Annotated in this window: 10 protein-coding genes; 3 read left to right on the top strand and 7 right to left on the bottom strand. The window is 56.2% G+C overall.

Features of this window, described 5'->3' with window-relative positions; genetic code table 11:
• Nucleotides 1-51: 51 nt before the first annotated feature.
• From IEW06_RS08550 to IEW06_RS08540, 3 genes are all read right to left on the bottom strand, one after another.
• Nucleotides 52-1,755: a DUF4394 domain-containing protein gene (locus IEW06_RS08550; RefSeq protein ID WP_187732161.1), complete on the bottom strand. Its 1,704-nt coding sequence runs from the start codon at nt 1,753-1,755 to the stop codon at nt 52-54.
• Nucleotides 1,756-1,996: 241 nt separating this feature from the next.
• On the bottom strand, nt 1,997-2,434 hold the full coding sequence (locus tag IEW06_RS08545; RefSeq protein WP_187732160.1) for a DoxX family protein: 438 nt from the start codon (nt 2,432-2,434) through the stop codon (nt 1,997-1,999).
• Between the two features lie 114 nt (nt 2,435-2,548).
• Nucleotides 2,549-3,250, bottom strand: a complete 702-nt coding sequence (locus IEW06_RS08540) for a hypothetical protein (RefSeq protein WP_187732159.1) — start codon at nt 3,248-3,250, stop codon at nt 2,549-2,551.
• 140 nt (nt 3,251-3,390) lie between these two features.
• On the opposite strand from IEW06_RS08540, the gene surE reads away from it, so the two are divergent.
• A complete protein-coding gene (surE, locus tag IEW06_RS08535) occupies nt 3,391-4,245 on the top strand; it encodes a 5'/3'-nucleotidase SurE (RefSeq protein WP_187734335.1) in 855 nt (284 codons plus the stop codon).
• Between the two features lie 90 nt (nt 4,246-4,335).
• On the opposite strand, the gene IEW06_RS08530 is transcribed toward surE, so the two are convergent.
• The 4 genes from IEW06_RS08530 to IEW06_RS08515 all read right to left on the bottom strand — a co-directional run bounded on the left by IEW06_RS08530 (nt 4,336) and on the right by IEW06_RS08515 (nt 10,843).
• Complete coding sequence (locus IEW06_RS08530) at nt 4,336-6,021, bottom strand: DUF4394 domain-containing protein (RefSeq protein WP_188548055.1); 1,686 nt, start codon at nt 6,019-6,021, stop codon at nt 4,336-4,338.
• Between the two features lie 228 nt (nt 6,022-6,249).
• A complete protein-coding gene (locus IEW06_RS08525) occupies nt 6,250-7,836 on the bottom strand; it encodes a DUF4394 domain-containing protein (RefSeq protein ID WP_187732157.1) in 1,587 nt (528 codons plus the stop codon).
• Nucleotides 7,837-8,198: 362 nt separating this feature from the next.
• The gene (locus IEW06_RS08520; RefSeq protein ID WP_188548053.1) at nt 8,199-9,764 is read right to left on the bottom strand and encodes an ABC transporter permease/substrate-binding protein; all 1,566 of its coding nucleotides are present in this window, start codon (nt 9,762-9,764) and stop codon (nt 8,199-8,201) included.
• The gene (locus IEW06_RS08515) at nt 9,752-10,843 is read right to left on the bottom strand and encodes an ABC transporter ATP-binding protein (RefSeq protein ID WP_229743076.1); all 1,092 of its coding nucleotides are present in this window, start codon (nt 10,841-10,843) and stop codon (nt 9,752-9,754) included. The genes IEW06_RS08520 and IEW06_RS08515 overlap by 13 nt, the downstream gene beginning before the upstream one ends.
• 154 nt (nt 10,844-10,997) lie before the next feature.
• Here IEW06_RS08515 and IEW06_RS08510 point away from each other — a divergent pair, with 154 nt between their 5' ends.
• Nucleotides 10,998-11,963, top strand: coding sequence for a DUF1028 domain-containing protein (locus IEW06_RS08510; RefSeq protein ID WP_223284558.1), 966 nt, complete (start codon nt 10,998-11,000; stop codon nt 11,961-11,963).
• A gap of 53 nt (nt 11,964-12,016) precedes the next feature.
• Nucleotides 12,017-12,574 (top strand): histidine phosphatase family protein, encoded by a 558-nt coding sequence (locus tag IEW06_RS08505; protein ID WP_188548051.1) that lies wholly within the window; start codon nt 12,017-12,019, stop codon nt 12,572-12,574.
• The last annotated feature ends 51 nt before the right edge of the window (nt 12,575-12,625 follow it).

Genomic DNA, 12,625 nt, shown 5'->3' with positions numbered 1-12,625 from the left:
CAGGCCTGTATTTAGAGGTTCAATGGGGCAATAGAGCTAAGCGTGGAAAGCTTAGAAACCTAGGCCTATAGTAAAACCACCCAGTTGGTAATCCCCTAATGCGCGGAGAAAGTCATAGTCGCCGACAGAGGTAGCTACTCCCGTAGACAGTTTAATGGTGTAAAGCCCACTTGGACCTGGCCGCGAGACATTAAAAACACCGGATGGGGTATGCATTAGATAAGTCGTATTGCTAAGCCCGCCTATGTCAAGATGAGTATCGCCCCCTACATCAATACCTAGTCTACCAATATCGGTCAACCTGCCTGTGTTAGGCGGATTCTGCTGATACAGCCTGTCCGTTAGGTAGTCAACAACATACAGGTTAGTGGCATTTGTACCTGTGAAATTATTGTCGTAGGCTGCTGCGATTATGTAAGTTGGGATGACAGAAGAAGGTATATCTCGGGTAACAGCTCCCGTGACTGGGTTCACCCGCAAATTGTCTCTATTAGTATTTACCATACGTATGGCATCAATTAATGGGTCAAAATCAAACCCTGCTGCTCCACCAAGCAAATTTGTGCTCAATCTGGCTATGAAGGTTGCGGCTCCAGTAGCTGGATTAATCGTGTATAGCCAATTGTTGATCCGACCAAAGGCGTAAAGCTGCCCTGTACTCGGCCTGAAGTCTAAACCTTCTAAAATCTCCTGGTTGAGTAGGCCAGTAATGGGCTTATTAATAAATGTAGTAGGATCGGTTGGGTTGAAAATTAATAGCTGTTGTGGACAGCCGCTGGCCGAGCATACGTTTGCAGTGGCGTAGGCAATAGGCTGCGTCCGAATGGCTAGCCCCGTGTAACCCAGGCTGGCACTATACTGAGCCAAAGGCCGCGCTGTACCTGTAGTAAGATCAACGGTGAACAACGTTGGCTGGCCATTAACTGCATATAATCCTAATGCAGCACCAGACTTAGCATCAATATCGAACCCGCCATCGCCGGCAATATTAAGGTTGAGCGCTCCCACCGGAGCTACAGTACCATTATTAGGTGGGTTTACTAAGTAGAGCTGCTTGTCGAGCGAGTTGATGGCGTACAGTGCAGTCGTAGAAACCCCATTCGTATTATTTGTGTACGCTACTCCTGTTAGGATGGCACCGTTAGAAGCGCCATTAATAGCTCCATCGGTGGCATCAACGGCGCCCGTTTCGGGGTTCAGCCGTAGATTCTGTCCAGTGGACGATACTACTCGAATGCGGTCGACGGTAGGATTAAAATCAAAGCCTGCTATGCCTCCAACTACCGCAGGCGAGAAGGCTTGGGTACCTATGACGCGGGCACTTCCCGTAATTTGATTGATCACATACAGACGGCTATTACTGCCTAAGCCATAGAGCTGGCCCGTGGCGGGGCGGAAATCAATGGCCAATATTCGCTCTCCGCCCTGGAGGCCAGTAATAGCCACGGAGGCAGTGCGGGTGGCCGCATCCTTGGTGGAATAAGCATCCAGCTGCGTCCCACCGGACAAAACATAAAATGGGATATCCAGCCCTAAGCTAGGAAAGGTGGGTGGAGGCGTAGGGTTAGGTTTGGGGAAATACTGCTCTAGGATGTCTTCGCAGCTACTCAGCGACGATAATAACAGAGCAGCCACGCCCCATTTGGCGAGTAAAGAGGGTTTTAGCATAGAAACGGGATGATAGGATGGAAAGAAGAAATAATTGAACGCAGAGGCTTTCCGCCTTACGTCGTTTACTTTAGTTCTGTTCTTCAAAATTGAAGTAGTAGATAAATAATTATTAGTATAATAATATTTTCAAATTAAATATCAGATTTACAGCGTTTTATAAATTAATTATAGCAGAAGGATCAGTTGAAATAGAACATATGCTCACCCTGATAGAGATGAGCCTGGAATAGGAGATAACAAGCTTTTAGAAAAGCTGATACATGAAAAAGCCCCCCAGATTATGATATGGGGGGCTTTTTCATGTATTAAGTGATGCTGTAGCCGTTTATTGATACAGCCGGCGCGGACCCGGAAACAGCAGTTTATCGAGGCTATACCGGCCGGGCCCGATGAACAGCAGCCCTAAAAACACGAATGCCGACTCAACTGCGTGGGAATAGCCGCCAAAACCATCGCCTTTGCTTATGTGCATAATGGCGGCCATAATCATGGTGATGAGCAAGGCCACGCACGTGATTCGAAAGAACAGTCCTACGGCTAATAATTGCCCCCCAACAGCCTCCGCTACGGCGGCCAGCAGGCCCCAGGCAGTAGGAGCAAAATCAAGACCGACCAGCTTCATCACGCTACCTACTTCGGTCCAGGCGGCCTGACCACCCATCAGCTTCGGATAGCCATGAATGGTGAACATCATACCCAGACCCACGCGCAGTATCAACAACCCAAAATCACGCGTACGATAGGTGTTTTCGAACAGAAGCATAGGCAATAGATAGATGATAGAACCGTGAGTGGTTGTGGGCTGCTAAACCCTTAGGTAGCTCGACATTGCCAAAGTACAGGAAATATAGCGTAATGCAATTGCACTCTTCCCGCCCTACCTCGACACCAATACCCCGATAATGCGCGTGGCCGTAGGCACGTCAGTAGGGCTCAACTGCCCAGAGCCCTTGGCGGGCAGAGATTGCTCATCCAGAACCCATGACATATTTACCGCGTCGGATACGGCTACCAGGCCCGCATCGGTTTTCTCGATGGTGGTGATGCCGTACTGCTGGCGGGCGGCACCGTAGGGCGAGCCTACGCCAATGCCATCGGCGGTGCGGTACTGCGGGTCGGTCACGCGGATGCGCCAGATACGGAAGCCATCCTGCTCATCGCCAGCCATTTCCAGCATGATGGGCGGCGCGGTGAGCTGCTGCGCATCGGTTACCTCATACACGGGGTACGTAATGCCCTCGACGGTACGCGTGGACTTGCGGCGGCGGCTGGCCGGAATCAGGCGCAGAACAGCCTGCTCGCTGGTATTAAGGCGCAGGCGCCCGACGCGGTCGGAGCTGATCAAATGCAGAGAGTCGGGGGTAGTGGGGTTGGTCGCCGATACGGGTTTCTCGGGGGTGCCCGGTGGCGGTGGCGACGAAGCCGATGGGGCAGATGCTGTAGGTGGGGGCGAAGATTGAAATGGCTGTTCGCCACCCGAAGCCACGGAGGTTTGAGTCGGGGAGGAGTCGCAGGCGCTAACGGCAGTCAGGGCCAGTAGCAATGCTGCGGCCCGGGCAGAAGCAGAGAAGTTGAACATAGTACCGATGCCATACGGTAGCGGTGCGCTCGTCGTTGACTTAAAAGCAGTCGGAGAATGGCTTCCGGGGCGTATGCCGCCGGGCTTGCCTACCTTTGCGGCTCGGTTACTCACTTTAAATTCTGTTTCCTGTGGCTGCTATACCTTCCAAACCCCTGATTCTGATTTCCAACGACGATGGCATTACGGCCCCCGGCATCGCTACGCTCGTGCGCGTCATGCGCCGCATCGGCGAAGTGGTGGTGGTGGCTCCCAACTCGCCCCAGTCGGGCATGGGCCATGCCATTACCATCGGCCACCCGCTACGGCTCGATGCCAGCACCATTTTCGAGGGCATTGAAGCCTACGAGTGCTCTGGTACGCCCGCCGATTGCGTGAAGCTGGCCAAGCATCATGTGCTCAAAGACCGTCAGCCTGATTTGGTGGTGTCGGGCATCAACCACGGCTCCAACTCCTCGGTAAACGTGCTGTACTCGGGCACCATGTCGGCGGCTATTGAGGCGGCCATTGAAGGGCTGCCCGCCATCGGCTTTTCCCTGTGCGACTACGGCCACTCCGCCGACTTTTCGCACACTGAAGAATGGGTGGAGCACGTCACGCGTCAGGCGCTGGAGCATGGCATTCCGGCCGGCACGGCCCTGAACGTGAATATTCCTAAAAAGTCAGATACGCCTATTCTGGGGGCCCGCTTGTGCCGTCAGGCGCGCGCGAAGTGGCAGGAAGAGTTCGATCTGCGCCACGACCCGCACCAGCGCCCGTACTACTGGCTGATCGGCAGCTTCGTGAACCTCGATGAGGGCGACGAAACCGACGAGTGGGCGCTGGCGCACAACTTCGTGTCCATCGTGCCCTGCCAGTTCGACCTCACCGCCCGCGCCGGCCTCACGCAGATGCGGCAGGGCTGGGAAATGCAATTGCCCGGCCAACCCGCGCCCACCAGTATTCCGGCCGCTCACCCCGTGGAGTCGGAAGATTATGGCGTAGTGAATCCGTAAGGTTAAAGAATATTTGCAAAAAAGCCCCCCAGAACATTTCTAGGGGGCTTTTTTGCTTCTGCTTCGATTTAGGAGGGTAAAGTGGGGAGGTTAAAATCCTAACCCCACCGCTAAGGCAGTGATACTGGGGCCACCATTGACAGTCAGCTGGCGAGCCAATGTGGTGCTACCGGTTGCAAGGTTGATTCTTGCAATTCCATAGTCCGTGGTAGTGCCCAGAGAAGCGATGCCGTAGGCGGTATTGGTGGTGCCCGCGATATCAAAGGTCACCATCTGAACTGTCGCCGTAGGGAATGCGATGGGGAATCCGCTTACGTCCAGGGTGCCAACTTCTGATAAGGTGCCTGAATTCGGCGGATTAAGCAGATACAGCTTTCGGGCTGTGGTGCTTGTTTCTGAGCCTAAGGCATACAGGCTGGTGCTCGGGGCCGGCACGAGGCTATTTGTGTAGGCTATTGCCCGAACCGTTGTGGAGGCCAGATTGATGAGGCTTTCAACAGTAGCGGCGCCGGTTGTGGGATTTACCCGAAGGTTTTGACCCGTAGGGCTCACAATGCGGATTTCATCTGTAACAGGATTAAAATCAAACGCATGCGTGAGCCCGAAGACCCCAAAATCCAGAGGGATGCTTATATCGGCCACGCGGGTCGCCTCGGCCGTAGCCGAATTGATCGTATATAGTCGGGTGCTGGCCGGAAAGTCGCTGCCGTCTACGAAGGGGCCACCGTTGCCTAATACTAGCGCGTAGAGCTGTCCCGTGGCTGGTCGGAAGTCCATGCCCAGAACAGCCTCATTGCGAGCCAGTCCCAAAAAGGATTTGGTTACCCGAGCCGCCGGATCGGACGTATCCGTTGGGTCGAAAATATGTAGCACGTTCGACGTTGATCGGCCCCCAATGGTAATGCTACCAACCGCATAGGCTACGGGCCGGGTAGGAATGGCAAGGCCGCTGTAGTTCAGGCTGGCCGCGTACTGAGCCAAGGAGCGAGCAGCTCCCGTCGCTAAGTTGACAGTAAAAAGCGTAGGCTTGCCTTGCACGGAATACAAGCCCAGGGCGGTTCCGGTTTTGGCGTCAATATCAAAGCCGCCGTCACCGGCAACGTTCAGATTCAGAGCGCCCACGGGCGTAACGGTGCCGTCGTTGGGTGGATTAACGAGGTAGAGCTGCTGGCTCTGCGGATTGATGGCGTACAGGGCGGTAGTCTCAGCCCCCGCGACGTTATTGGTGTAGGCGGCCCCGGTAATCATTGCGCCTGCCGCCCCATTGATAGCACCATCGGTGGCGGCCACCGTGCCTGTTTCGGGGTGCAGACGCAGGTTTTGGCCGGTGGAAGTGACGAGGCGAATCCGGTCCACGGTGGGGTTGAAGTCGAAGGCCACCAAATTGCCCCCCAGCGCGGGCGTGAAGGCACCGGTGCCAACCGTTCGAGCGACCCCCGTGTTCTGGTTAATCACGTAGAGGCGGCTGGCGCTGCTCACCCCGTAGAGCTGGCCCGTAGCGGGCCGGAAGTCGATAGCTAAAATCCGCTCCCCGCCTTGCAGGCCGGTAATGGCCACGGAGCCCGTACGCGTTGCGGCATCTTTCGTGGAATAGGCATCGAGCCGCGTGCCGCCGGACAAAGCATAGAACGGAATATCTATTCCTAGCGATGGAAAGGTGGGGGGCGTGGGGTTGGGCTTCGGGAAATACTGCTCCAGGATGTCTTCGCAGCTCGTGAGCGAGGCCAGGAGCAAAGCAGCCACGCCCCACTTGGCGAGGAAAGAGGATTTAAACATAGAAACAGGAGTTTTAGATTTAACTAATAAAATATATGATTAAATATAAAATTTTGCGTCAATAATGACTACTGCAAGCTGATTTGATTTCCAGTTTTTCAACGAGGCGCATAGTGCAGCCTGTTGAACTTCTGCCAGTAGCCTTGCTTATTACTAACATATTTACTTACTGCAAAAAAGCCCCCCAGAGGTTGTCTGGTGGGCTTTTTTGCAACAAGTTAATAAGCCTTAGAAACCTAAGCCAACAGCAAATGCCGTGGGATTTCCGCCCGCGTTAAAGCTCTCGGTGGACGAGGTAAGCGCTCCCGTCGTTACATTGATGGTAGAGACTCGGGTAGGTGAGCCACCACCATTACCCGTGAACAGATAACCTGTGTTGGTGCTACCGCCAATATCAAAGTTTGCTACGTTGGCAATGCCAGTGTTGCCTACTTCCACTAAGGTGCCGTCATTGGGCGGGCTCTGCCGATATAGTTTACCATTGCCATCAAGAACGTATAAATTCGTCGCCGTCGCCCCCGCGAAGCTATTATCATAGCCCGCCGCCAGAATTCTAGGCGTACCCGGATTGATACGGCCATCCGCGATAGTCACACCGTCCGTGGGGTTTACCCGCAGGTTCTGGCCCGACTCGCTCACAATGCGAATGCGGTCAGCGACGGGGTTAAAGTCAAACCCAATTCCATTTGATACGCCTACGGGCCCGCTTTCTAGAGGAATACTGAGGGTAGCTACCTTCGTGGCCGCAGCCGTGGCGAGGTTAAGAATGTAAAGCTCGCTGGTGTTGGTTAGGGCATAAAGCTGGCCCGTGGCTGGTCGGAAATCCATGCCAGTAATTCCCTCGTCTTCCTTCAGGCCTGTAACGCTCTTCGTTACAGCAGTTGACGGATTGGTAGGGTCGAATATAAACAGGTCGTTCAGTGTTCCCCCTCTTATGCCCCGTGCCAGATTCAACGCATAGGCTACTGGCCGGGTTGGAATGGCGAGGCCTGTGTAAGCTGCGGTGTTGTCGTACTTTACCAGCGTTTTTGTGCTGCCGGTGGCTAGGTCAACCGTGAAAAGGGTGGGCTTGCCATTCACATCATACAGGGCCAGGGCCGTGCCTGTTTTAGCATCAATATCGAAGCCCCCGTTGCCGCTGATATCGAGCTTCAGGTCGCCGACGGCTACCAGCGTACCGTTGTTGGGCGGGTCCTGCCGATACAGCGTATTCGTGGCTGGGTCGAGGTCGTAGAGCACGGTGGCGCTGGCACCGGCTACGCTGTTCGTGTAAGCTGCGCCGGTGATGCCAGCGCCGGGTACCCCATTAATGCCGCCATCGACGATAGTGCCGGCTGCGGTTTCGGGATTGAGGCGCAGGTTTTGGCCCGTGCTGGTCACCACACGAATGCGGTCAACGGTCGGGTTGAAGTCGAAGGCCACCATATCGCCTTCCAAGGCGGGCGTAATAGGGCCGCTGCCGATAGCACGGGCCGCGCCGGTGGCGAGGTTGATGACGTACAGACGACTGGTGCTGCCGATGCCATATAGCTGGCCCGTGGCGGGGCGGAAGTCAATACCCAGCAGTTTTTCGCCGGCTTGCAAACCCGTAATCGAGGTTGAGGCAGAGCTGCGAGCAGGGTTCTTGGTGGAAAACAGATCAAGCTTCACCCCACCCGATAAGGCATAAAAAGGGATATCCTGACTGGGAACGGGATTGTCGTCGCCATTGCCATTCTTGGGGAAGTACTGCTCCAGCACATCCTCGCAGCTGGTAAGCGAGGCTAAAGCAAGGGCAAACGCACTAAACTTGACGAGGTAAGACGGTTTTCTCATTTCCGTGGGACTTTGGTATAAAAGGATGAAAGACTAGTATTTGATTAAGGTTAGCTACGGTTTGCCAGCTCTACCGGATTGCTTTATCTGAGATTCCGCCACGATTTAATTCTGGGTTAATTCTTTAGGACAAAAATGCAGACGGTAGTTGTTTGTATCGATCTGATTGACAGGTTATTGATCTGATAATAGCTGAAGCCTGTCTGTTGAGCATAGTCAATGGGATGGAGCCCGTTCCGGACTCGGAATTCTTGCGGACCTGATTGAGTGAATCGTTGGTTGCCCGAACGAATTTCCACGGCTTCTAAGAGTCAAAAAGCCCTCAATAATTGCTCTGGGGGGCATTTATTTCGTAGTTTGAATTATCTGCGCAGATAAGCTCCCAGCTCCGATACGGAGGCTATTTGCAGCTGTTCGGCCTGCTGCTGGCGCATGAGCAGGGCATAGGTATTGTTGAAGCCCAAAGGGCTTAGCCATTCCAGACCGTAGCGCTGCCGAAAACGCGCTTGCACGTAGTCGAACACCGCGCGCGGATTGCCCCCCAGCGAATCGACGGTGGCGGGAGGAGGCTGGAGCAGCACCAGCAGGCCCGTACCCGTGTACTCCGGATACAGATCGATGTCGCCGGAGCGCAGGGCCTCGAAGCAAATGCTGGTGCCGCCCAGGCCGGTTTTGGTGACGACATCCAGGTTGGTGTAGCCCCGAATGAGGGCCGCGTACAGCTCGGCCAGAATATACTGCTCGGCGAAAATCTTGGAGCCCAGCGTAATAGTTCCACCAGTAGCAGGTTGCGGTGCGCGCCACAGGCCCAGGCGGCGCAGAAAGTCGTGGGCCACGGCGCGGGGCGTTTCGTGGCGGTAGTCTACGCGGTAGTTCAGCTCCGTCATCACCGAGTCGTTGATGCGGCCGGCGAGCTTTTCCAGCACCGGGCGCAGCTCGGGGTGGGCCGCCAGCACCGCCTGGCGCACCACGGGCGCGGCAAAGTAGGGCGGAAAAGCCCCCCGGTCGTCGCGCAGCACGCGCAAATCATACGCCTTGATGCGGCCGTCGGTGGAGTACCCGTCAATTACATCCACGTCGCGGTGGCGGGCGGCTTCGTAGACCAAGGCGGGCGACAGAATCACGCTGGGCAGGGGCCGCAGCCCATATTTCGTTTGCAGACCCGGCAGCCCATCGGCCCGGCCCACAAACTCAGGGCTGAAGCCGGCCAGCAGCTTGCCCGTGGCGCGGGGCAGCAGATACAAGCCCGCCAGCAAAGGCAACAGCACTAGCAAAAAGCCCCCCACGCGTGTGAGGCGGCGGGCGCTGAGGCGTTGGAGCCTGGCCAGTGCCGCATCGAAGGCCAGGGCCAGCGCAGCGGCCGGGATGGCGCCAGCCAGAATCATAGCCGGATTATTTAAGGCAATTCCGCCGAAAATGAACTCGCCTAAGCCACCCGCCGCAATGTAAGCGGCTAGCGTAGCCACGCCCACATTGATGACAGTAGCCGTCCGAATGCCCGCAAACAGCACCGGCAAAGCCAGCGGCAATTCGACCCGGCGCAGCACCTGCCCATCGGTAAGACCTAAGCCCCGAGCCGCCTCCACTACGGCCGGACTCACGCCCTGTACACCCGCCAACGTGTTGCGCACAATGGGTAATAAAGAGTACAGAAACAACGCAAAAATGGCCGGCTGCGGCCCGATGCCCAGCACCGGAATCAGGAAGCCGAGCAGGGCAATGCTGGGGATAGTTTGAAGTATGCCGGTGAAACCCAGCACGGCAGGCGCAAGCCGCGGCCGACGCGTGAGCAGCAGCCCCAGCGGCACGCCCACCAGCACCGCCAGCAGGAGGGAAGCTGCCGTCAGGCCGATGTGTTGCAGGGTTTGATGGCCGAGCTTCCCGGCCTGATTTTGCCAGAAAGCCAGCAGTTCAGTCAGGACTTCCATGCGGTTTCGGCTTGGTGAATGGCTTGGGCAAAAGCGGCCATTAGCTCCGGCAAAGTGACCCGGCGCTGGGGGGCATTTTCATCCGATTCGGTGATGATAACGTGGCGTATGGAGTCATTTGCTGGCTGCTGATCGGTAGGTGCAGCAGCTGCTAGCGGCTCTGTCAGTATCTCGAATGTATCTTGAACTGTATGATTAAGTGATATGGTTTTAACAATTGATAATGAGCTAGTTGTTTCATGTGAGTTTAGCTTGTCTAATGAAGCCGATAAAGTGCTGGGGGGCAAAAATGGGAGTAGCTCACGGAGGCGCAACGTGTGCAGTTGTAGAGCTAGCCGCTCGGCGGCGAAGAAGTCGCGGACGAAGTCATTGGCCGGCCGAAACAGCAGTTCGTGCGGCGTGCCTAATTGCTGAATTTGCCCTCCGTTGAGCAGGGCAATACGGTCGGCCAGCTCGAAGGCTTCGGTCACGTCGTGGGTTACCAGCACCATCGTTTTCGTGCGCAATTCTTCCAGCTCCCGAAACTTCCGCCGGATGCCGGCCCGCGTCACCGGGTCGAGGGCGCCGAAGGGTTCATCGAGGAGCATGATGGGCGGGTCGGCGGCCAGGGCGCGGGCTAGTCCCACGCGTTGCTGCTGCCCGCCGCTGAGCTGGTGCGGATACTGGTGAGCAAAGCGCTTGGGGGGCAAATGCAGGCGCGTGAGCAAGGCGTTGGTGCGCTCCGCAATTGCCGTCGGCGCATGTCCCAGCAGGCGCGGCACCACCCCCACATTTTCGGCCACGGTGTAGTGCGGCAGCAGGCCCACTTGCTGAATCACGTAGCCAATGCCGCGCCGCAATACTTCCGGCTGCTGCCGGCCCACCACCACACCGTTGATTTCCACCGTGCCGGAGGTCGGCTCGATGAGGCGATTCAGCATTTTGAGCAACGTAGTTTTGCCGCACCCGCTCGGACCCAGCAGCACCAGGGTTTCGCCCAGCGCCAGCTCAAACGACACATTTTGCACCGCCACATGGCCGGGGTAGTGCTTACTCAGGTCGCGGACGCGGATAACGGGCGGGGCAGGGGCGATGCTCAAAGGGAAGAGAGTAAGGCAGTTATTGGGAAGGGGCGCTAACAACAAAGTGCCCGTGAAAACACCCTGAGTCGGAAACGGCTGTATCTTGAACCGCGAACCATCCAAAACTACTTTTTTTATGCTCCTCAGACACACAGTTTTACTAGTACTGCCTATGCTGCTCAGTCTGTTGCCCAACGCTTCCGCTCAGGTATATTCGGCCACCGAGCCGCTGGCCCACACGTTTTCCATCGTGGCCCGCGACCCCAAAACGGGCGAAATGGCCGTGGCTGTGCAAAGCCACTGGTTTTCGGTGGGCACGTCGGTAAGCTGGGGCGAGGCCGGGGTAGGCGTGGTTGCTACGCAGTCGTTTACCAATAAGTCCTTCGGAATGCGGGGCTTGGCTTTGATGAAAAGCGGCAAAACTGCCCAGCAAACCCTCGACGAGCTGCTCAGCACCGATGAAGGCAAGGCCGTGCGCCAGGTAGCCATTCTGGATGCGAAAGGCAATGTGGCCGCTCATACCGGCGAGAAATGCGTGGATTACGCGGGCCATATCACCGGCAAAGAGTTTTCGGTGCAGGCCAATATGATGCTCAGCGAGAAGGTGTGGCCGGCCATGGCCAAAGCATTTGAGCAAAGCGCTAATCTGCCCCTGGCTGAGCGCGTGATGGCGGCGCTAAATGCGGCTCAAGCCGTAGGTGGTGACATTCGGGGCAAGCAGTCGGCGGCCCTGCTGGTGGTGCGTGGCCAAGCTACCAATGCTCCGTGGGAGGATAGGCTAATTGATTTGCGCGTTGATGATAACCCAGCCCCATTGAAAGAGCTGGACCGCCTGCTGCGCCTGCACCGTGCCTATAACCATATGAATGCCGGCGACTTAGCCGTAGAGAAAAACGACATGGCCGGCGCCATGCGCGAATACCAAACCGCTGAGAAGATGTTTCCGGAGAACCTAGAAATGCGCTACTGGCATGCCATCACGCTCGCCAACAATAAGCAAGTACCTGCCGCTCTGAAGCTGCTTCAGCCCATTTTCAAGCAGGAGCCCGACTGGCGCACGCTCACGGCTCGTTTGCCCAAAGTAGGGCTGCTCACCGTGACCGAGGCTGAGCTAAAGCAGATTATGGCGCTCAAATAATGCAACCTGGCGCTTAGCTCGGCGTTATTGCCTCACACTTTCCTCCATTCTCTATGCGCTTTTTACACCTGATTCCCTCCTTGGCTTTGCTGTTAAGTGCGGTCGTCGGCTGCTCGTCGGAGCGACCAACTGCATCTGGTTCTACTGCTGAAAAGCTCCCCGGCGCGGCCGTAACCACGATTTATGTAGTGCGCCACGCCGAAAAAGAAACTGATCCGGCCCTCACCGATCCGCCCCTGACGCCTACCGGTGAGCAGCGGGCACTCACGCTGCGCGACACCCTGGGCAGCCGCAATATCGAGACGCTCTACGTGACGAATACCGTTCGTAGCCGTGCTACGGCCGCTCCATTGGCTACCGCCTTGCAGCGTACGCCCCAAGTCTATGATAAGCCCGCCGACCTGGCCGCGCGCATCCTGCAGGAGCAGAAGGGCAAAACGGTACTGGTTGTGGGCCACTCGAATACGCTGCTGCCTTTGGTTTCGGCGCTGGGGGCCAAATCGGAGATTACCACGGTTGAGGATGGTGAGTATGATTATCTATTCGAAGTAAAAGTGCCCCCCACAGGCGAAGCAACGGTGGTTACGCACCGATTCGGGGCAGAGCATTAGAATCTTTCATTCAGTGGGCGATTCATGCCTGCCAGCTAGAAAAATTACAAC

The organism is Hymenobacter qilianensis, from assembly GCF_014638675.1.
Classification (GTDB): domain Bacteria; phylum Bacteroidota; class Bacteroidia; order Cytophagales; family Hymenobacteraceae; genus Hymenobacter; species Hymenobacter qilianensis.
This window is presented reverse-complemented; position numbering and strand designations above follow the sequence as displayed.

Bases quoted from the DNA above. Each gene is read 5' to 3' on its own strand.
- IEW06_RS08530 (WP_188548055.1), bottom strand. From the start codon at position 6,021: ATGTTTAAATCCTCTTTCCTCGCCAAGTGGGGCGTGGCTGCTTTGCTC.
- IEW06_RS08510 (WP_223284558.1), top strand. From the start codon at position 10,998: ATGCTGCTCAGTCTGTTGCCCAACGCTTCCGCTCAGGTATATTCGGCC.
- IEW06_RS08525 (WP_187732157.1), bottom strand. From the start codon at position 7,836: ATGAGAAAACCGTCTTACCTCGTCAAGTTTAGTGCGTTTGCCCTTGCT.
- IEW06_RS08540 (WP_187732159.1), bottom strand. From the start codon at position 3,250: ATGTTCAACTTCTCTGCTTCTGCCCGGGCCGCAGCATTGCTACTGGCC.
- IEW06_RS08520 (WP_188548053.1), bottom strand. From the start codon at position 9,764: ATGGAAGTCCTGACTGAACTGCTGGCTTTCTGGCAAAATCAGGCCGGG.
- IEW06_RS08545 (WP_187732160.1), bottom strand. From the start codon at position 2,434: ATGCTTCTGTTCGAAAACACCTATCGTACGCGTGATTTTGGGTTGTTG.
- IEW06_RS08505 (WP_188548051.1), top strand. From the start codon at position 12,017: ATGCGCTTTTTACACCTGATTCCCTCCTTGGCTTTGCTGTTAAGTGCG.